Genomic DNA, 21705 nt, shown 5'->3' with positions numbered 1-21705 from the left:
CTATTATTTACTCAACGAAAATGGATAATCTGCTTTACTGTAGGTTTTCACTGCCGGTACCAAACCTAAACGGTATTGGATTTCGCCACCAGTCAGCAAATCCTCATGGGTGAAGAACATTTCACTGTGTTCGCTGTGGTTGCGCAATACGTCTTGTAGGAACAGGTGTTGCGGCTGATTGTGACCGGCGTCGATTGTCAGAAGTCGGCCGTTTGCCAAATGAATTGTGGCAGTTTCTACTAATGGCATACCGATTACGTACTCACCGGCACCTGACGTCACCGGATAAAAACCAAGGCTATTGAAGATGTACCAAGCAGCCATCGTGCCGTTGTCTTCATCGCCCGGGTAGCCGTTAAAGCCAGTATTGAAGCATTCTTGCAAGGTTTGTTTGATTAATGGCTGTGTCATTTGTGGTTTGCCGATGTAGCTGGCTAGATATGGATAATGGAAGCTTGGTTGATTGGAGATGGCAAATTGACCAAATTCGATGGCGGCCATTTCGCTCATTTCATGGATTTCAAAACCGTAGCCCATCACTTCATAGGCCGGTTCCTGATTGAAAAGCTCTACCAGTTTGGCTTCGAAAGGATCGTTACCGCCATGAGCAGTGATCAACCCTTGGAAATCTTGGAAGACCGAGAAACTGGTTTGCCAAGCGCTGCCTTCTGCGTAGTCTTTCCCCCAACGAGTTGGTAGGAAGTCTTCGCGGAAGTTGCCTTGTTTGTCTTTTGCCCGCATAAAACCAGTCTCTGGATCAAAAATATTGTGGTAATTCAACGCTTGTTTTTGATAGAAGGCTGCGGTCTCGCTGTCGCCGATGACTTCTGCCACCCGGCTGATACAATAATCGCTATACGCGTAATCCAAGGTGTGGTTTACGGATTCGTGATGATCCAATGGTACATAGCCATAGTGCAGGTAATCTGCGGTTCCTTGGCGGCCATAATTGGGATTGTCGCTTTGGATTGTCGCTGATTTTTTCATTGCTTCCAATAATTCGGGCATTAAATCTAGCCGAATACCTTTGGCAGCGGCGTCAGCGATAACTCCATCAATCAGCGTACCAGGCATCAATCCTCGTTCATCTGGTGACAACCATTTTGGCAAAAAGCCGGCATCTCGATAACTGTTCAAAAAACCTTCTAGCATTTCCCCGAGTTTGTCTTGAGCAATCAGGGTGTACAGTGGATAAACCGTTCGGAAAGTATCCCAGAAGCCGTTGTTCGTGTAAAGGACACCGGCTTTAACGCTGCGGCTGAGGGTATCGTAGTGGACGGGCATTGCTTGGTCATCTAGTTCATAAAAGGTTTGTGGGAACAAAAAGCAACGATAAAAGTTATGATAAAAAGTTTCCCGATGCTTGGAATCGTGAGTTGTGATTTTGATTCGTTCCAAGTAGTTGCGCCATTGTTTGCGACTGGCAGTCAGCAGTTCCTCTGGAGTACCATTGACGTCTTGTTTCAGATTGCGACGGGCAAAGGTAAGGTCAATAAATGACGTTCCCAGTTTAGCAGTCAAATGATCAGCTGCGGCGAAATCAAAGCGGATCAAGCCATCTTCACCGGTAATGGTTTCAAGGGCATTACTCAGCGGTGCATCGAATTCCAGCGCAAAATACATTTTAAAATCGGGATCTTCACAGCCGGAAAAGTTGATTAGCCAGCCTTCTGCATGGTGTGTATCGGTGATGGTGAGTTCAAATCGTCCTGGCAGTTGCAGCAAAAGGCCGTTGTCTTTTTGCCGGTAGTCCACGTCCAGTATTGCGCCATACATAGTAGGAATCAAGCGGGAAAAAGCTTGGTAGCGCAATTGCGTAACCGCCAGTTGGGAAGGTTCAAAGATTGCCTCTTCCGGACGATAGGAGCTTTGGGCAGCAAACAGGCTCATTTCTGTTAATGGACCGCTGACTGGAGCCAGCAGCAGATGACTGTAATCGCCCATCCAAGGACTTGGTTGATGGGTCAGCCGGTAACCTTGGAAAGTCCGGTCTTCCGGATGAAACCACCAACTGCCTTTTTGATCGGTCGTCTGAGGTGCAAAGTAGTTCATACCAAAGGGAACTCCGGTATAAGGCAAACAGTTGCCGTGAGAAAAGCTGTGTTGGTTGGCGGTACCAAAACGAGTGTCAATCATTTGTGGATGCATGGTCAATCTCCTTTGTGTGCGTCTTTTAAAATCGCGCAGTGTAATAGATTAAGATATAGTTTTGCAAACAGCCAAAAAAGCGGCTGCATTATGTCAGGATCAAATTAGTTAGCTGTTTCTTAAAAAAGGGGAAGTCGAGTATTTTTCCGTTTTACATCAGTCAGTGGCAAGTCATATACCAGTTTTTTCTTTAGAAAGTACAAAAATCTATCCAAAGACTTCAGTGAGGGCAGATCTGACAATTATCGTGTAGAGTCAGTGGATTTGGCGCGTTGAACGGCGTTTTACCAAGGTGACTGGAATCAATGCGTCAGTGGGAATCGCATTTTGTTGCAGTTGTTCCAACAAAGCACGGCCCGCCGTTGCTCCCAGCTCTTTGAAGTTCTGGGCAACAGTGGTCAGCGGCGGATCTACCAATGCAGCTGCCTGAATGTCGTCAAATCCGATAATGGAGTAATCATCTGGAACGGTTTTACCAGCTTGTCGAATCTGACGCATCGCATCAATGGCCACTAAGTCGTTTTCACAGATCAATGCTGTGATTTCCGGGTGAGCGGCTAAGTAGCGGGTCAGCATTTTGGCATTGGCGGTCTGGTCGTCCATTGATGTGTGGAAGCTCAGACCAGCCTCTTTTAATTCCTGAATATAGCCCAAGTAACGTTGCCGGACGGATTGGGGGTGCTGAACATCCCAAAACAGATAAGCAATGTGGCGATGCCCTTCTGCAATCAGCGCTTTGGTGGCTTGGCGTCCGCCATCCACGTTGTCGGACAAGACCGCAGGATAAGGTAGATCATAGAGCTTTTTATCCAATAAAATCACTGGAAACTGACTGAGGGAAAGTTCCAATAAGAGATCAAGGTATTGATCGATATCGTTGACGTAATAAATCATGCCGTCAAATTCCGCCATGACTTCGGCGGCAGTTTTGTTGGCCAAAAAGTCAAGGGCTACCATCATCACATCAGTGTGGTTTTCCGCCATGACCGGTGCCAAGCCTTCATTAAAGTTGCCTACTGACAAGTCGTTGACAAAGGGTAAAACGAAAAGAATTCGTTTGGGTTTGTCGTTAGCAGCTGTCGAAGTGCTGTTCTCAGAAGTGTGCGCGGCTTTGACAAAACTGCCCTTGCCTCGCACCCGATAAATCAGTCCGTCTTGTTCCAATTCTGTTAAGGCTCGTTTTGAAGTGATCCGAGAAACACTATAACTTTCGGAAAGTTCTTTTTCAGTGGGGAGTTTGGCCCCGGCGGTCAGCTGACCATTTAGGATCTGTTGTTTGAGATCAGTTAAGATCTTCATATATAATGGCAAACTCACTGGCAGGCTCCTTTCTTAAATGATATATCATATTTGTATAATAGCATAGTTCGCCAGAAAAAAATCATTAGAAATTCATTTGAAAGCGTGGACAAACCCGCTGAACCTGTTATAATCACCTTGTATTGATATATCAAATTAGCGAAGGAGCAAAATAATGGCTTATAAAGACATACCAACATCAGTTCAAAAATTCATGGATGACATTACAGCAAAATGTGGGGAAAACCATGCTGACTGGGCAGTGAACTTCAACGCGGCCTTTGCGAATACACTGTTGACTACTGTTAAACGGCACGAAGACGGCACGACTTTCCTTTTGACCGGTGATATTCCGGCAATGTGGTTGCGGGATTCCACTGCACAAGTTCGTCCGTATCTGGTGATTGCTAAAGAAGACGAAGACTTGGCGGCGATGATTTCCGGTCTGGTAAAAAAACAGTTCTTCTATATCAACATCGACCCATACGCGAATGCCTTTAACGAAGAAGACAATGGTGCCGGCCATCAAGATGACCACACAGAAATGAACGGCTGGATCTGGGAACGCAAATACGAAATTGACTCTTTATGCTACCCGGTTCAATTGGCTTACCTGCTTTATAAAAATACAGGTCGCACAGATCAATTCAATGAAGATTTCGTCAACGGTGTGAAAAAGATTCTGCAGGTCTTTGAAACGGAACAAGATCACAATCAATCACCTTATAATTTTGTTCGCGATACTTGGCGGGAAGAAGATACCTTGATCAATGAGGGACGTGGCGCAGCCGTGGCTCCTTGTGGTATGACTTGGTCAGGCTTCCGTCCTTCTGATGACCGCTGTATCTATGGCTATTTGGTTCCTTCCAATATGTTTGCTGTCGTTGCTTTAGGCTACATTGAAGAAATCTTCAGCGGTGTGTTGTCTGATGAAGAAATCGTTGCCCAAGCTGGCAAGCTGAAAACTGAGATTGAAGCGGGTATTCAAGCCCACGGCCGCACGAAAAATGCTGCGGGCGAAGATATTTATGCTTACGAAGTCGACGGCATGGGCAATGCTACGATTCAAGACGACAGCAACGTACCAAACTTGATTTCCGCTCCCTATTTGGGCTACGGAGATATCCATGACGAACGCTATCTGCGGACTCGTAAAACGCTATTAAGTAAAGAAAATCCTTTCTATTATGAAGGAGAATTCGCTAAAGGCATCGGTTCTTCCCACACACCGGAAAACTATGTTTGGCCGATTGCTATGGCGATGGAAGGCATGACTACCGACGACAAGGCAGAAAAAGAACGCATCTTGAACCAGTTGGTAGCTACTGATGCCGGAACACATTTGATGCATGAAGGTTTTGATGTGGACAATCCTGATAATTACACACGGGAATGGTTCTCTTGGGCCAACATGATGTTCTGTGAACTGGTGATGGATTACTTCGACATCCGCGTAGAAAAATAGACAAGTGAACTAGGATAGCTGCTCTGGGCCTTTTTACGAAAGCTTCGGGGTAGCTGCCGCTGATAATGAATGAACAAGACAAGATAAGGGGAAAAGAGCAATGACTAAGAAAAAAGTTTTCATCATCTCCCACAGTCACTGGGATCGGGAATGGTATATGGCTTACGAACAGCATCATATGCGTTTGGTCGAACTGATGGATGATCTGTTGGAACTCTTTGAAACAGATCCAAATTTCCACAGCTTCCATCTGGATGGACAAACCATCATTTTAGACGACTATCTGCAAGTTCGTCCTGAAAAACGGGCAGCTGTCCAAAAAGCAATTGACGAAGGCAAATTGCAAATTGGCCCATTCTACATTTTGCAGGATGATTTTTTGACCAGCTCAGAATCCAACACCCGCAACATGTTGATCGGCATGCAAGAATCCAAAAAATGGGGCACACCGGTAGCATTAGGCTACTTCCCAGATACCTTCGGAAATATGGGGCAAACACCACAAATGATGTTACAAGCCAATTTGAAGGCGGCGGCATACGGTCGTGGTGTGAAGCCAATCGGATTTGATAATGAAGTCTTGGAAGATGATAAGTTCACTTCACAATATTCTGAGATGAATTGGGAAGGCCCTGACAAGAGCCAGATCTTTGGCCTGTTGTTTGCCAACTGGTATTCAAACGGCAACGAAATTCCTGCTGAAGAAGAAGCGGCGAAAAAATTCTGGAACCAAAAATTGGCGGATGCTGAAAAATTTGCATCTACCGGTAATCTGTTGATGATGAACGGGGTGGACCACCAACCGGTTCAAAAAGATGTGACCAAAGCGATTGCATTGGCTAACCAATTGTTCCCAGACTATGAATTTGTCCACTCCAGCTTTATGGAATACTTGGATGCAGTAGAAAATGATCTGCCAGAGGATTTGGGAACGATGTATGGCGAATTAACCAGCCAAGAAACAGATGGTTGGTATACATTGGCTAATACGGCATCTTCTCGTGTGTATTTGAAACAATGGAATACCCGGGTTTCCCGCCAATTGGAAAATATTGCAGAACCATTAGCTACAATGGCTTATGAAGTGACGGGAACTTACCCTCATGATCAATTGGACTATGCTTGGAAAACCTTGATGCAAAACCATCCTCATGACAGTATCTGCGGCTGTTCTGTCGATGAAGTTCACCGGGAAATGATGCCTCGTTTTGAAAAAGCAAACGAAGTCGGTAAATATGTTGCAGACGAAGCGGCAGCGCAATTAACTGCTGCAATTGATACAAGCGCTTTTCCTGAAGGCAGCAAACCATTTGTCGTCTTCAATACAGGGGGCACTGTCCGCAGTGGCTTGGCTACTTTGGAAGTCGAATTGGAGCGCAAGACCTTTGCTGAAGGCGTACCAGGACGTTTGTACAAAGCCTTGAAAGAACTGGCACCGAAAACTTACCATGTAGTCAATCAAAAAGGGGAAGTCGTTGCAGCTGAAATCAGTGCGGAAGACGTTCATTTTGATTATGATCTGCCAAAAGATCGTTTCCGGATTCCTTATATGGAACGCTTCGTGAATGTGGCGGTTGAAGTCAGTGAGTTGGCGCCTTTTAGCTGGGAAACTTTTGCATTGGTAGAAGGACCGGCTCGGACTGCGGGGGATGCTTTGGTGAAAGCTGACGGCCGTATCCTGGAAAATGAATTTGTCAAAGCTGAGATCAAAGCAGATGGTTCCTTGTCTGTACTGGACAAAAAGCTGGCTCGTCAGTTGGACGGCTTGTTGGTCTTTGAAAATATCGGGGATATCGCGAATGAGTATATTTTTAAAGCGCCAGAAGGGGACAAAGCACTGTTGTCAACTGATTTTCCTCACACGGTAGAGATTGTGGAAAACAGTGACCTGCGGGGTGTAGTTCGTTTGAGCAGCCAAATGATGATTCCAGCGTCAGCTGATCACCTGTTGGAAGAAGAACAAAAGGCTGTCATTGATTTCCGTTTCCGTAAAGCAGGCCGATCTGAACAACTGATTCCTTTCACTATCGAAACACTGATCACAATTGATCGTCAAAATGCTGATGTGCAGTTTGAAACAACAGTGGACAATCAAGCCAAAGACCATCGCCTGCGGGCCTTGTTCCCAACGACTTTAGCTGTCAATACCCATGAAGCTGACAGCATTTTTGAAGCGGTGACTCGACCAAACAAAGTATCTTCCCACTGGCAAAACCCAACCAATCCGCAGCATCAACACGCATTTGTCAATTTGCACGATGACAATTTCGGTGTGACAGTGAACAACTATGGATTGAATGAATATGAAATCGTAGAGGATACCATTGCCTTGACACTGTTGCGTTGTACGGGTGAATTAGGTGACTGGGGTTGGTTTGCGACACCAGAAGCGCAGTGCTTGGGTCGCCATACGTTCAATTACGGGATTGCATTCCACGGTGCTCCTGAGACTCGTTACGAAACTTACAAGCGGGCACAAGCCTTGCAAGTACCGCTAACTGCCCGACAAACTGGCCGCCACGAAGGTCAGCTGCCAGCGGTTAAAACCTATGTGGCTGTTGAAGGAGCAACTTTTGCGATTACTGCTTTGAAACGTCGCCGGGAAGATGAGATTGCAGTTTTGCGAGGCTACAATCTGGCGGCTGAAACGACACCGATTTCTGTCAAGAAGGATGGTGCCAAAGAGTTGCATCTGTTAAACTTACTGGAGGAAGAACAAGCAGACACCGTTCTTGATGTTTTGAATCCTTACGAAATCCGGACAGTCGGTATCGTAGAATAAAAAACGGTGCTGTCTGCTGTCTCAGTGGGTTGGAAATTTTTCCAGCGGCGGAGCTTTGCGGGCAGCACGGCTTTGTTTTGTTCGACCGGCAGTACAATCAGGATCTGCCGACTACCAAATGAAAGCGAGCGTGAAACGTGATGACTTATTACGGCGGTATCGAAGCTGGCGGGACGAAATTCGTCTTGGCGGTTAGTGATGAAAACTTCAACATTGTGGAAAGAACGAGTATTCCCACCACGACACCAGAAGAAACACTGGAAAATGTCTTTGCCTTTTTTGATCAATTTGAGATTGCGGCAATGGGGATCGGCTCATTCGGTCCTATCGGCATTGATCCTAAAAAGGACAGCTATGGCTATGTCTTGGCAACACCGAAAAAAGGCTGGGCACAATATGATTTTCTCGGCAATATGAAAGAGCATTATCCGACGATTCCTTTTGCTTGGACTACCGACGTGAATGCAGCGGCATACGGTGAACTGAAAAAAGGTGCGGCGCAAGGAAAGAGCAGCTGTCTGTATCTGACAGTCGGCACGGGGATTGGCGGCGGAGTCGTCATTGACGGCAAAGTATTCTCTGGCATCTCACATCCAGAAACCGGGCATATCCATGTCAAACGCCACCCTGACGATCGCTACGAAGGCACGTGTCCTTTCCACAAAGACTGTCTGGAAGGCTTAGCAGCAGGCCCGTCATTGGAAGCGCGTACGGGAATCAAAGGCCAGGATTTGCCGGAAGACCATCCAATCTGGGATATTCAAGCCTATTATATCGGTCAGGCATTGATGACCTATGCATTAACATTTGGTCCTGAAATCATGATTTTGGGTGGCGGCGTAATGAATCAAGACCACCTGCTGTTGAAGATTCGTCAACAGTTTGTCAATCAGATGAACGGCTACATGGAAACTCCGGAAGCCAGTGAATATATCGTTCGTTGGGCATTGCCTAATGAAAGTGGCATTACCGGCTGTTTATTGCTGGCAGCAGACGCATTGGCAGAACAATAATAAATAAAGAAGACCCACAGAGTTTGCGGCATGTCCAGCACTCTGTGGGTCTTTTGCTATTTTAAGGGATTGTCCTGCAGGCGTTTTTGCGAGGGAAATATTGAGGGAAACTTCCAAAAGGCATTTTTTTCAGCGCTATCAGCTACTGAGAAGTTTGCATTATAATAAAGAGAAGACACTTCCATAAAAAAACTGTGGAAGTGCCTTCTCTTTTACTTGTTAAAAATTTCAAATACAGACTTTCCTTGCTTTCATCACGCTTAAGTCAGCGTCATTCACTTCTCTTTGTAAATAGGGCTAGTTTTCTTGCAGAAACTTATATACAACAACTATCGCACGTCTTTTTGGTGGAGCTTCTTTGTTTAATCGATTGAAATGTCCGCCGGTTACCATTTAAAAATGATTTGTGTCACAGCGCTTGTTGTAGCGTTATGGTCGCTCGCTGAAGCCACGGGTTGTCATTGATGGCTAGCTAAAAGTGGCCGCTGGTAGAATTCTTGCCGGCAGAAAGATTCGCAATTTTAGCGATTCAGACACCACCTGTCAAAAAGACCCGGTGCTCACCATAATCCAGGAGCTGCTGTCAATTCAAGCCTTTGCTCGGTGAAAGGATGTTTCAAAATGAGTTGGTACGCATGCAGCTGCAGACGATCACCAGATTGTCGCCGATTATACAGCGGATCCCCGACGATAGGATGGCCGATTGAGGCAAGGTGAACACGAATTTGATGGGTACGACCGGTATCAAGTACACAGAAGATCCGGCTCTCTTTTTGCGTATGGGCAGAGACGTTAATGTGGGTGACTGCCACTTGTCCACCGCGTTCATCAATGACCCGTTTCCGGCGATCATGGCGATCACGGCCGATTTTCTTGGTGATGGTCAAATCTTTTGTAATAGGACCTTCCACTACGGCTTGATAGCGACGGTAAATCTGTTTTTCTTCCAAGAGTCGCCCTAAGATAGGTAAGACTAACGGGTTTTTAGCAAAAAGAATCGCACCGGACGTTTCTTTATCTAGCCGATGGACGACATAGGGTTGTTGATCTTTTTGCTTCAAATAAGCTGCCAGGTCGTTGAAAAGGGTCCCTGTTTCTTTCGGCTGATTGGGATGAGTCTTGATGCCGGCGGGCTTATCCACAACAATCAGGTGATCATCTTCATAAAGTGGGCGAATCGCTGCCGCGTTTCCGGCTACCACCGGCTGATAGTTATAGTCACCTTCTTCTAAACGTAGTGTAATGCGGTCGCCGGGGCCAACTTCCTGATGAAACAGTGCGGCTTCACCGTTGATCTGAACATTTTTTCGGACGCGCAGGAAATGCCGGACTTTCCGGGGAACAAGCCACTGAGATTCCAATAGTTCCCGCAGCGTAAGTACAGGTTGGGTAGTGGGCAAATCGATGGTATATTCCATAAAGGTTCCTTCCTTGTATTTTTCTTTAGCAAAAGTATAGCATTTTTAACAGTTATTTAAGAAAAAAGTGACACTTTTACGGCTTTTCAATGCTAAAATAGCGGCTATGAGTACATTTGGCTCCTATCAAAATCGTCACCAGGAGCACTATCAGACCAAAGTCCTATGTTGGGAACAAAAAATCGTGCTACACTTTGATTTGGCAACATATCAGCCATTATTCTAACGCAATTTCAAGTTGCCGCAAAGCCCTCGTCCGATTTTGTAACTCAGAGACAAGGAATTATTTTGAATCCTCTGAGGAAAACCATTTTTAGCAAAGATCGGTCTAATAAGGGAATATTACCGAGAAAGGAAGCAAATCCATGGATTTTAACCAAATATGGACCAAGATCAAAGGTGCACTGGCGCATTTCTGGCAGTGGCTAAAACCTTATCTGGTTCGTTTTCACCGAGCTCGAAAGCGAGTCTGGAAACAGTACCATGTCAATAAGATCTTACTTTTGTTTATGCTATTGGCATTTTTGATTACCTCCAGCTATCTTTTTTATCTGTCTAAGCAAGTAGACGTGGGTAGTCTGGAAGAAAGTATGAAAACTTCTACGGTAGTGTACGACAATAAAGATGAGGAAGCCGGCAAGTTGCTATCACAAAAAGGGACTTATGTTTCCTTGGACAAGATTTCGCCCCTCATCAGAGACGCTGTAATTTCAACAGAAGACCGTAGTTTTTACGATCATCGAGGCTTTGATATCAAGGGGATTGCCCGTGCAGCTTTGCGTGTCCTGAAAAATGGGGATACTTCCGGTGGAGGTGGTTCCACTATTACCCAACAGTTGGCAAAAAATGCCTACCTCAACCTCGATCAGACTTTTAGCCGCAAAGCCAAGGAGCTGTTTTTGGCTATTGAGATCGAAAAAAAATACTCAAAAGACCAGATTTTAGAAATGTATCTAAACAATTCCTACATGGGTAACGGGGTGTGGGGGATGCAAGATGCGGCATTGAAATATTTCGGTGTCAACGCTTCTGATGTGAATCTCACACAGGCAGCGACACTGGCGGGAATGCTGAAAGGACCGAACATCTATAACCCGATTGACAGTGTCGAGTGGGCGAATAAACGTCGAAATACAGTGCTTTCGGTGATGGCGGATAATGGGAAAATCACCAGCGAACAGGAAAAACAAGCAGCTGCTGCCAATATTGGCGACTATGTTTCTGATGGGTACTCTCAGTCGGATAAAGGCTATAAATACCCATTTTACTATGATGCTTTAATTGACGAGGCGGTCAATGACTATGGTCTGGAAGAAGCTGATATTTTGAATAAGGGGTATAAAATTTATACCTCGCTGGACCAAAATATGCAGTCGGCCATGGAAAACACCTATGCACAAGATTACGTCTTTCCAGATCCCGAAACGGCTGATGGGGAACGGCCACAGTCAGCGACGATTGCTATCGATCCTAATAGCGGCGGCGTTCAGGCATTAGTCGGTCGTCGGGGGGAACATGTTTATCGCGGGTTTAACTTTGCGACACAAATGCGCCGCTCACCAGGGTCTACTATTAAGCCATTGGGTGTTTATACGCCAGCTTTAGAAGCCGGCTATGAGCCTGCTGATCTGCTCAAAGACCAGAAGCTGGACTTTTACGATGTGAAAAACTACAGCGGCACCTATTCTGAATCCGGTGAGGTTCCGATGTATCAAGCTGTTGCTAACAGTCTGAATGTACCGGCAGTTTGGCTGCTCCACGAAATTGGTCTGGACAAAGGGTTCAAAAAGACCAAAGAATTCGGTCTTTCATTGAGTGAAAAAGACAAGTATTGGGGGGGCGTTGGTCTAGGCGGTCTGGAAAAAGGGGAATCACCGATGACCATGGCCGCGGCCTATGCTGTATTTGCCAATGGGGGCACTTACTACAAGCCCCATCTAATCCGTAAAATTGTGGATTCAAAAGGCGCTGTAATCGTAGACAACACGACTAACGGCAAGCGAATCATCTCTCAAGAAACCTCTAATCAGATGACCAGCATGTTGCTGGGTACCTTCTCCAACGGGAGTGCCGCCGCGGCCAATCCCGGCTACACAATGGCTGGTAAGACCGGTACTACCGAAACCAATTTCGATGCACAATTGGTCAACGATCAATGGATTATTGGTTACACGCCAAATGTGGTAATTGCCAGCTGGTACGGATTTGAAAAAACCAGCAAGGATCATTACCTTACCAGTGCTGCAGGTCAAGGGGTGGGACAAGTCTTCCGGAATGTTGCAGCCAATGTGCTCCCTTATGTGAAGGAAGGCGCCTTTCCAGTTGTTGATGCCTATCAGACTGAAGGCAAAGTCGTCAAGACAGAGGACTACCAAGAGTACAAAGAAGAACAGGAAAAACCAGATTGGCAAAAACAAGTGGAAGACTTCGGCGAAAAAGCCGTAGATGGCATTTCTGATTTCGGACACAAGCTCAAAGAAGGCACCAAAGAGCTTTTCGGGGGGCTTTGGGACAAAATAAATGGACGCTAGAGTTAAGCAATCACTTAGCTAAAAATAACGAAAAAGGTCGCTCTCATGGAATATTCGAGGGGCGGCTTTTTTTGTTATCTTATGACTTTGAATTCGAATCTGTAGCAGAGGTATCTCCGGAAATATTTTTCCCGGTTGTCTTTTTCGGTCGAGGGCCGTGCTTTTTGGAAATGTTAAGCAAGCGGGCATGGGCCTGCTGAACATTTTGCCGTGTACGGTCTTGACTGGAGGAGAGTTCTTCTTGGTATTTTTTCTTAGCATTCTGGAGCTGACTATTCAACTTTTTAATCGTTTTTGGATCAGTTTCTTGCTGCAGTGCAGTTTCCAGTTCCGTCATCTCAGTTTGAATCGGCTGCAGATGACGCCAGAGCCGTTGTTGTTCCTGATCCTGTCGCTTTTTGAAGCGCTCTTGCGTTGCTGACAGTTTGTGGTCGATGGCCTCTTGTTCGTCATCCAGACGTTGAAGTTGCGTTTTTAGTGCGGCAATCTCATTTTCGTCGGTAGCTGATTTCAAACGCTGAGTCAGATGTTCTTGCTCGCTAGTCAAGCGTTGTTGCCATTTGCGGTCAAAACTTTGCCACCAATCCGGTCGTTCACCCTGTTGTTGCGACGGATCATCTTCAGCACCATCACCGCGACCGGCTAAAGCTGTCCGCAACAAGGTTCCGTATTTCTGCCAGTTGTTTTGCCAAACTTGGTGAGGGTCCTCTTGATAAAACTCCCGTTGATCGGTGCCCATTTGCTGCAAAAATTCGGTTTCTTCGTGATCCACAGCATTCTGAAGGAAATCCAGTACCGGCAAAATCATATAGACGATGAGACTGAATCGAGGAAAGAATAGTCCAACAATCAGCAGCAAGATTCGCGAGGCGATTAAGGCGATTCCTCGCCGGCGGACGTTGTCAATTTCCTCTTTTGGTGTTTGTTTCTCCTGGACAGCTTGTTTAGTCAATGTATTCAGCAATAATTCAGTCAAGAAGACCACAAACAGTGTTAAGACCCCGTACATCATCAGTGTAGATTGTGAAGTTTCTTCAATCAAAACGTCAGTCGCTTTGGGAACCAACGACAAGAGGAACAACGACATCAAATAAATTACCAAGTCTTTGTTGGTAACCTCGGTTACTTTGTTAAAACGCTGCGCTGTCTGGAACCAGATATTAGCTACAAAACAAAAGCTGATAAAATAGATTCCAATCGTCATGAACAGTGGGGCTAACTGGATGTGACCATTGACGACTTTGACTGGAAACTCAACCACCATGACGGTTAAAATGATTGCAATCACGGCGTCACTGAATAAAGTCACCCGTTCTTTCACAAAACCACCTGCTTTCTTTTAAAGACTACTGTTTTTCGTCGAAATAGACAACTGAAACGAAACGAAATCAAACCGCGCTTCTGAAAATGAAGAAAGAAGGGTTTGTTTTTTTCTAAAAGGCATCACGGACTGTCCCTTTCCTGTGGTTTTGCACTTGTTTCATGCTACAATAGAAGTATCTTTTAAGAAGCGAGGGACAACCATGGCAAATATCTATGATACAGCGAACAGTTTAGAAAAAGAAATCCGTGAGTCACAACAATTCGGAGATTTGAAAGAATCATTTAACCGTCTGAAAGAAAACGAAGAAGCTTACAACTTGTTCAAAGAATTCCAAGTCCTGCAACAAAGCCTGCACCAAAAAATGATGGCCGGCGAAGAAATTTCCGAAGCTGATGCTGCAGCTGCACAAGAAATGACCAGCAAAATTCAAAACGAAGAACTGATTGGTCAATTGATGCAACGGGAGCAAGCTTTTAGCACCGTGTTGGATGACTTGAACCGCATCATCACCGGTCCAATCCGCGAACTTTACAATCCAGAAGCTTAGAACAATTACCCTGCTAGTTTAAAACTCTTTGCCAGAATTTGGCGGAGAGTTTTTTTGATACATAGAAAGCGACTTTTTAAAGAAAAATGACGATATCCTTGCAAGTGGGTACTGATGCGTCTAACGTATTTTTCGAGGAAAATTGGCCTTAAAAACACAAAAATCAGATGGGAACAAATTTTCGTATTTTACTGACGGCAGAAAAGGAAAATGTTAGAATAAAGGAAGTATTCGGGGCTTCCCGAACAAAAGAAAGCAGAAATGAGGAGAGCTGATGCTGCGCTTTATCCATGCTGCCGATCTGCATTTCGATCGGAGTTTTGAAGGACTCAAAGGACTTTCTGAAGAAGCGGTCCACCTGCTGCCGGAGCGCAATCGGCAGATGTTAGACAATCTTATGGCGACGGCCATCGCTAAAGAGGTGGATTTCGTCTTGCTGGCAGGCGATACCTTTCACCAAGCAAAGCCTTCTTTGAAAGCGCAAGGGGCATTGATGGAGGCCCTCCAAACCTTGGAGACAGCCGCCATTCCCGTATTTTTGAGTTTTGGTAATCATGATTATTATAAAGCAGATCGTTACTGGTTCGCTTTTCCCAGTAATGTCCATTTGTTCACAGAAGCACGCGCCCGTTCTTATAGCGGAGTGACTAATCAAAAGGAGAGCTACCGGATTAGTGGCTTCAGCTACGAGACTGCTCATTTAGAGCGGGGGCTGGTAGCAGATTTTCCAAGCCGAGGAAGCGAAACTTATGCAATCGGCATGTATCACGGAGATCCGACAGCTAGTGTCTATGCCCCTTTCTCGATTGGAGAAATGAAGGCTAAGGGCTATGATTATTGGGCGCTGGGGCATATCCACGTACCGACAGTCTTGAGTGAAGCGCCACCGATTTTATACCCGGGGACACCTCAAGGACACAGCCGCAAAGAAACTGCCGGTGGCTTTGTAGAATATGTCGAACTGACACCTGGAAGCTGTCGTCGAGAAGCACTGCCGGTTGCCGCTGTTTTTTGGCGTGAAATATCCTTTACCGCTAACTATTCTGACAGAAAACAGCTGTTGGCGGATTTGGAGCAACAACTGCGATCGTTGGCGGAAGACCGCGCATTGCTGGTCACTGTCCAACTGACTGATAGTCAGTTGGATCCGCAAACGACAGCGGCAATTGAAAACGGCGAATTGCAGCATTATTTGAATCAGTTATTGTGGCGAGATTCTGAGATTCAGATCGCGTCATTGCAAATTAGTGAAGAAACCGCTGCCAGAGAAGACAAGCCAGTGTTGTCAGCGGCTCGAACCGCTCAGCATTTGGCAGTTTATCAAGACCGGCAGATTTTTGGGGAACTCGTAGAAGAACTCTATCGACACCCCGTGGCTGGTGAACTTTTGCAGAGCTATCCCGATTATCAAAAAGAAGTTTTGGCTGCAGCCGCGAAAAATTTGGCGGCGGATTTTGCATTGGAGGATGACGAAAGATGAAGCTGATCAAATGCGAAATCACCGGCTTTGGCCGATACCGTGGGGAACAGGTTACCTTTTTTACAGGCAATCAGCTACTTTATGGACCCAATGAAATCGGCAAGTCCACCTTGTATCAGTTTATTCAAACGATGCTTTTCGGTTTTCCTGCACGCCGTGGTCGGCAACGGGATTATACCCCAAAGGACGGAACGGCTTTTGGCGGTAAACTGTGGCTAGAGGCAGAGGGTATCGGAGAAGTCTGTATTGAGCGTTACAAACTGGTGGATCGCGGCCGAGCCAAAGTGACAATCGGTGAGACTGTCGGAGATGAAGAGCTTTTGAAGCAGGTGCTGCGAGGGCTGACTCCGCAATTATTCAGTGATGTATTTACCTTTCAGCAAGAGCAGCTTTCACAATTGGAACACCTGCAGGAAAATGAGTTGCAAGAAGCGCTGATTTCTTTGGGAATCACCGGCAGTCGCCAACTGATGGCAGCAGGCCAGCGTTATCAAACAGAAAATCAAAAACGCTATAAGCCACGGGGAACCCGCTTGCCCATCAATGAACAACTGGTTCGTTGGCAACAGCTGAGTCGTCAAATTAGAGAAAAAGAAGCACTGGAGGCAACCGTGCAAGAGCGCTTTGCTCGTCAGTCACAGGCCGCCAAACAGCTGCAGACAGTCCGACGCCAACTGAAAAAGCAACAAGAAGAACAACTGATTTTGAAAGACCGCCAGCTGCACTGGAGTCAATACGAGGAGTGGCAAACCCTTGAGCAGCTGACAAAAGTGCAGGATACGCCTGAACTCAGTGCTTCACAGCAGCGACAATTACAGGAAATTTATCAGGAAAATCAGAGTCTGACCCAGCAATTGGCAAATGTTGATCAGGAGTATCACCGGGCCAAGCAAGCAGAAACAGTGACACCTCAGTATGAATTTTATTTACAACACGAGCAGATTATCAAAGAGCTGCTGAAGCGGCAGGTGGAAGGGGTTCGCTTGACGGACAGCTTTCATCAGGATTTGGCTCGCCAACAACAGTTGTTAGAACAAATCGAGAAGCTGGAAAGTCGCTACGGTTGGCAGTTGGATCTGCCGGAACAATTAGACTTAAAAGCTGCTGACGAGCTGATCAACACGATTCGCAAGCAAGCAGAAGACTTGCGCAATGTGAAGATGCAACAAGAGTGGCTGGCGGCACAACCAGTCACCACCTTAACCTTCGCTTCTGAACGTACAGGAGAAGCTGGAAGCAAAGAAAATCGCCGCAGCAATCAAAAAAGAGTTTCTGACTATTCGCTGGCTTTTTCGATTTTACCGGCACTGGCTTTTTTGTTGGCAGGGATTTTCATTTTTCCCAATCATAAAGCAATTTTTGGCGTGGCTGCTATTGTTTGCGGGGTGGCGGGTAGTTGGTATTTTTATCATCGGAAACAGCAAAAAGCCCTTCACCAGGTTTTGGGCAAGCCGACCACTGCAGCTGAAAATGAAGCTGTTGCGACTGATTTGACCCAAGAGGATCAGCAAGTCCAGCGACAGGAGGAACTAGCCGCTTTGTCACAGCAAATGCAGCAGTTGTCGGAGTCTTTGCAGCAGCTGGCTACGAGGCTGGCAAAACTGTTGGCAACTGCTGCAACGGCACCGATTCTGGCGGACAGCTATAGCTACCAACAAGATTATCTGCGATATCATCAGTACCTTACCGAACTGGAGCAGGTAACATCGCAATTACAAAAACAAGATCAGGCATACGGCGATCTTACAGCAGAATTTGATTTTGCTGCGGCCTGGCTGCCTTTACAGGAGTTGGATTTGGTTCAACGCTTCGAATTTCTACAACAGTTGGATCAAAAGCTAACCCGGCAAAAGCAGTTGCACGGCCAGCAGCAGACCACTCTTTTAGCAGAGCAGCGGCAACAGTTGACCTTACAGCAACAAGCCTTGGAGAAAAAAGCCGAGCCGCTACTACAGGCGACCGCGACAGACAGTCTGTCAGCCATTCCCCAACGATTGCAGGCTGTGCAACAGATGCAAGGACAACAACAGCGTTTGGAAGAGCTGCAAAACGTTTTAGCTCCTCTTTTTCCACAGCCAATCTTACATCAAGAGCTGCGGGACCACTCAGAGACAAATCAGCAAACAGGCCGGCGCTTGCAAGAAGAAGAAACGGCTCTTTTAGAAGAGTTGCAGCGGCAAAACGTTCAGTTGGAGGTTTTGCAAAAAGACGGCACCTTAGACGAGCTGCGGCAGAAACAGGCGGAGTTGGAAACAGAACTTTACGAAGAGCTGGTGCAATGGGGGGGCCGCAAGACAGCACAAGCGGCGCTGACAGATTTAGCGACAGATTTGTCACAACAACAACTGCCGCAATTACTAGAAGCTGCCGGCAATTATTTGGAGATATTGACAGAAGGACGCTATCGCCAGTTGAGCTTTTTTGAAGGACAGCTGGTTCTGCGAGAGAACAGCACTGGACAGGAAGCGACAATTTTTGAACTTTCTACAGGGACTAAAGACCAGCTGATTATGGCTGTTCGTTTCGGCTATCTGCAGTTGCAAAGCAGCCGTAAGCTCTCACCGGTGATTATCGACGACGGCTGGCTCCATTATGACAGTCGTCGCAAAAGACAATTGGCACAATTATTTGCCCGATTCGGAGAAAATTACCAGGTGATCTGTTTGTCTTCTGATAGGGAAATGGTAAGCTATTATCAGGAGCTTTCCCAACCGGTACTCCAGCTGGGGAAAACTGAAAAATAACCACTGTAACATAACAGTTCCTACATTTAAGTACGACTTCCGAGGAGGAGATTTCCATGACTAAAATCCGTGAAATGACCGTCGACCAGGAATTTCAAGGGTATTATCTGATCAAAAATGCCGAGGTGCGCTTGGCAAAAAATGGTAAAAAATTCATTGCTTTCACTTTTCAAGATACCACTGGAACAGTAGACGGCAAGTTTTGGGATGCATCAGAAGAAGAGATTGAACGCTTTGAGCCTGGAAAAGTCGTGGCTCTTCACGGCAAGCGGGAAACCTATAACGGCCAACCGCAAGTCAAGATCATGCAATTGCGCCTGACAAAAGCAGATGAGCCGACTGATCCAACGCTGTATATGGAGCGGGCACCAATTAAAAAAGACGATTTGGAAGAAGAAATCAACCAGACGCTTTTTGAAATCATCAATCCCCACTGGAATCGTATTGTGCGTTTTCTTTTGAACAAGTACCAAAAAGAATTTTTTGAATACCCAGCGGCCAAACGCAATCACCATGCATTTGCCAATGGATTGGCTTACCACACGGTCTCCATGTTGCGATTAGGAAAAGCTATCGTCAAAGAATATCCTGATTTGAATGCATCCTTGTTGTACGCAGGGATTATTATTCACGATTTGGGCAAAGTATTGGAGCTCACCGGACCGATGGCGACAGAATATACTGTTGCCGGCAATCTGATTGGGCACTTGGTTTTGGTGGATGAAGAGATTACTAAAGCGTGTCTGGCGCTAAAATTTGACGACCAGGAAGAAGACATTATCGTCTTACGCCACATGGTTTTATCCCATCACGGACTGTTGGAATACGGTTCGCCGGTACGACCACGAATTATGGAAGCTGAAATTTTGCATCAAATCGATAACCTGGATGCTTCGATGCAAATGATGCTGACCTCTATTCGACAAACAACACCGGGAGAATACACGGACCGGATTTTTGGAATGGATAACCGCAGCTTCTATGTACCAAAAGATGTCTGAGCTGCCGCAATTGGACACCCGGGCTGTTCAGAAAGCCGTTTACCAGAATAAAGTAGCGCATCATTTCAATGTGACGGATGTCGATTTGGAATTTTTGCTGCTTTACGGTGAAGTAGGGGAAGCAGTAGAAGCTTATCACAAAAAAAGTCGAGAAGAGTTGGCAGCTGAATTAGCTGATGTGGCAATCTACTTGTTGGGAATGGCGGAGATCCTTGAAATCGACTTAGGAGCTGCTGTCAATAAAAAAATGGCTTATAATCGGATCCGCAAAGACCATGAAAACTAAAAAATAAAAAGAGAAGTCCCTTCCACTGTTTTTACTGGAAGGAACTTCTCTTTTTATTGTGGCTAACGTTTCAAAGGACGGTGACTAGACAACTGTCACAAATCCGTTTGGTAAGCTTATTTAGAGGATTCAGTTGTAGAAGACTCAGCTGTGGTTGATTCAGCAGTAGAGCTTTCAGCTGTTGAAGAATCAGATTCTTTTGTAGAGCTTTCTTTAGTGTCTGCAGTTGATTCAGCAGTTGAACTTTCCGCAGCATCAATGTAAGTAGACAAGACATCAGCGAATGTAGAGTCTTTGATCTTCACGTTCGCTTTTTTCAGTTCTTCACCGATTATTTTATTACGGAAAGTACTGTCATTGAGGTAGGTATTCGTAGCAATTTCTTTCAGTTCTTTGTCGTATTTTTCCATGTCGTTGCCTTTAGGTGTGTTTTTCACCATTTTAACGATGTAGTAGTTTGTGACAACATTGTAGGAAGAATCGTAACTGCTATCTGTGATGACATCAGAAATTTCGCCGTCTTTCAGCTTGTAAGCCGCTTGTTGAACCGTGCTGGAGATGGTAGTAGATTGGGAATCAAATTTAGTTTTGCCACCGTCTTCTTTGTAAGTCGTGTCGGTATTTTTGTCGTTTTCTTTAGCGATTTTGCCAAAATCAGCGCCGTCTTTTTTAACTTCCTCCAACAGAGCTTTGGCATCATCTTCAGAAGCGGCGGTCATCAATTGAACTTCAACTTCTGGATGGAAACTATCCCAAGCTGTTTTGATGTCGGCATCCGTTAATTTGATGTGGGATTTCAAGCCTTCTTGGAAAGCTAAATTTTGTTTAATCAGCTCTTTGTAGCTTTTTTCTGTCAGACCGCTGGATTTCAATGCAGTGGCAAATTGATCGCCCATGGATTCTTTTGTTTCATTGAACTGTTTGTCGACGTCTTTATCGGAAACTTTGTCGCTGTAAGCATCGTCAAAGACTTTGGAAACGATCATTTCAGAGACGGCTTGTTTGCTTTCATCGGAAGTTTTTACATGGTCGTAAAAGTCTTGGACTGAGATAGTCGCACCTTTCATAGTTGCGATCTTTTCACCGCCAGTATTTGATGAACAGGCTGCCAAGGTCAAAACGCTCAAGGCGCTGATTGCAGCAATTAACATTTTCTTTTTCATTTGTAGGTTGCACTCCTGTAGTCATTATTTTCACATGCACTATCATACCACAATCCGTTTTCAAAAAAAAAGGGCCGCCGTGATCTTTCAAACAAAATTCACAGTTTCCCCTTTTTTTGTCGTTCTTTTTTAAGATTGTTTATCGGACTTTGCGGGTTCCAGTTGCGCCACATGGTCATTTAAGACCTGCACTTGTTTTTTGATGCGGGTGATACGAGGCTCTGCCTGAAATTTGAAGGCTTCGATGTCTTGTTGCAATCCTTTAGTTAACTCAGGTATCATCGTAGCCGTGAGAGATTGTGTTTCTTTGGCGGCGTTTGTGAAACGCTGCAGACTGCGATTGAGGTCTTCTTGGGTGTCGGCGGCTTCTTCTAAATCAATGGCTAACTTGCGCCGAGTTTCATTGCCGCTACGGGGAGCAAAAAGCAACCCAAGACTTCCTCCCAAAAGTGAACCAAAAAGCAGTCCTTTGAAAAAGTTTTTGATCATGGTCATCCTCCTTGG

At 45.7% G+C, this 21705-nt stretch carries 15 protein-coding genes; 9 read left to right on the top strand and 6 right to left on the bottom strand.

The genetic code is table 11. The annotated features are described in order from the left end of the window. Positions 1-3 precede the first annotated feature (3 nt). Together BAU14_RS01660 and BAU14_RS01655 are read right to left on the bottom strand one after the other, a co-directional pair. Positions 4-2148, bottom strand: coding sequence for a GH92 family glycosyl hydrolase (locus BAU14_RS01660; protein WP_161898354.1), 2145 nt, complete (start codon positions 2146-2148; stop codon positions 4-6). A 255-nt stretch (positions 2149-2403) separates the two neighbouring features. After that, positions 2404-3465: a GntR family transcriptional regulator gene (locus BAU14_RS01655; protein WP_161898353.1), complete on the bottom strand. Its 1062-nt coding sequence runs from the start codon at positions 3463-3465 to the stop codon at positions 2404-2406. A gap of 157 nt (positions 3466-3622) precedes the next feature. On the opposite strand from BAU14_RS01655, the gene BAU14_RS01650 reads away from it, so the two are divergent. The 3 genes from BAU14_RS01650 (at position 3623) to BAU14_RS01640 (ending at position 8707) form a co-directional block, all read left to right on the top strand. Next, the gene (locus BAU14_RS01650; protein WP_161898352.1) at positions 3623-4912 is read left to right on the top strand and encodes a glycoside hydrolase family 125 protein; all 1290 of its coding nucleotides are present in this window, start codon (positions 3623-3625) and stop codon (positions 4910-4912) included. A 100-nt stretch (positions 4913-5012) separates the two neighbouring features. Next, a complete protein-coding gene (locus BAU14_RS01645; protein ID WP_161898351.1) occupies positions 5013-7694 on the top strand; it encodes an alpha-mannosidase in 2682 nt (893 codons plus the stop codon). Positions 7695-7834: 140 nt separating this feature from the next. Then, complete coding sequence (locus BAU14_RS01640; RefSeq protein ID WP_161898400.1) at positions 7835-8707, top strand: ROK family protein; 873 nt, start codon at positions 7835-7837, stop codon at positions 8705-8707. A 560-nt stretch (positions 8708-9267) separates the two neighbouring features. Here the strand turns inward: BAU14_RS01640 and BAU14_RS01635 are convergent. Then, complete coding sequence (locus tag BAU14_RS01635) at positions 9268-10125, bottom strand: RluA family pseudouridine synthase (RefSeq protein ID WP_161898350.1); 858 nt, start codon at positions 10123-10125, stop codon at positions 9268-9270. 365 nt (positions 10126-10490) lie between these two features. Between BAU14_RS01635 and BAU14_RS01630 the strand changes: the two genes are divergently transcribed. Next, positions 10491-12656 carry a PBP1A family penicillin-binding protein gene (locus BAU14_RS01630; protein ID WP_161898349.1) on the top strand — a complete coding sequence of 722 codons (2166 nt, stop codon included), beginning with the start codon at positions 10491-10493 and terminating at the stop codon, positions 12654-12656. Positions 12657-12735: 79 nt separating this feature from the next. On the opposite strand, the gene BAU14_RS01625 is transcribed toward BAU14_RS01630, so the two are convergent. After that, positions 12736-13977: a TMEM175 family protein gene (locus BAU14_RS01625; protein ID WP_161898348.1), complete on the bottom strand. Its 1242-nt coding sequence runs from the start codon at positions 13975-13977 to the stop codon at positions 12736-12738. A 202-nt stretch (positions 13978-14179) separates the two neighbouring features. Between BAU14_RS01625 and BAU14_RS01620 the strand changes: the two genes are divergently transcribed. The 5 genes from BAU14_RS01620 to BAU14_RS01600 all read left to right on the top strand — a co-directional run bounded on the left by BAU14_RS01620 (position 14180) and on the right by BAU14_RS01600 (position 20038). Continuing rightward, on the top strand, positions 14180-14527 hold the full coding sequence (locus BAU14_RS01620; RefSeq protein WP_161898347.1) for a YlbF family regulator: 348 nt from the start codon (positions 14180-14182) through the stop codon (positions 14525-14527). A 274-nt stretch (positions 14528-14801) separates the two neighbouring features. Continuing rightward, positions 14802-16007 carry a metallophosphoesterase family protein gene (locus tag BAU14_RS01615; RefSeq protein WP_161898346.1) on the top strand — a complete coding sequence of 402 codons (1206 nt, stop codon included), beginning with the start codon at positions 14802-14804 and terminating at the stop codon, positions 16005-16007. Next, a complete protein-coding gene (locus BAU14_RS01610) occupies positions 16004-18751 on the top strand; it encodes an ATP-binding protein (protein WP_161898345.1) in 2748 nt (915 codons plus the stop codon). The genes BAU14_RS01615 and BAU14_RS01610 overlap by 4 nt, the downstream gene beginning before the upstream one ends. A gap of 56 nt (positions 18752-18807) precedes the next feature. Then, positions 18808-19752 carry a 3'-5' exoribonuclease YhaM family protein gene (locus BAU14_RS01605; protein ID WP_161898344.1) on the top strand — a complete coding sequence of 315 codons (945 nt, stop codon included), beginning with the start codon at positions 18808-18810 and terminating at the stop codon, positions 19750-19752. Next, positions 19733-20038 (top strand): MazG nucleotide pyrophosphohydrolase domain-containing protein, encoded by a 306-nt coding sequence (locus BAU14_RS01600; protein WP_237580392.1) that lies wholly within the window; start codon positions 19733-19735, stop codon positions 20036-20038. Before BAU14_RS01605 ends, BAU14_RS01600 begins: the two co-directional genes overlap by 20 nt. 116 nt (positions 20039-20154) lie before the next feature. Here the strand turns inward: BAU14_RS01600 and BAU14_RS01595 are convergent, their stop codons facing one another. Together BAU14_RS01595 and BAU14_RS01590 are read right to left on the bottom strand one after the other, a co-directional pair. Continuing rightward, a complete protein-coding gene (locus tag BAU14_RS01595) occupies positions 20155-21201 on the bottom strand; it encodes a peptidylprolyl isomerase (protein WP_161898343.1) in 1047 nt (348 codons plus the stop codon). Positions 21202-21330: 129 nt separating this feature from the next. Beyond that, the gene (locus BAU14_RS01590; protein ID WP_161898342.1) at positions 21331-21690 is read right to left on the bottom strand and encodes a YtxH domain-containing protein; all 360 of its coding nucleotides are present in this window, start codon (positions 21688-21690) and stop codon (positions 21331-21333) included. Positions 21691-21705: the final 15 nt, after the last annotated feature.

Source organism: Candidatus Enterococcus leclercqii, assembly GCF_009933135.1.
GTDB lineage: Bacteria > Bacillota > Bacilli > Lactobacillales > Enterococcaceae > Enterococcus_C > Enterococcus_C leclercqii.
Note: the sequence above shows the minus strand (reverse complement) of the source record. Positions and strands in the feature narration are given on the sequence as shown.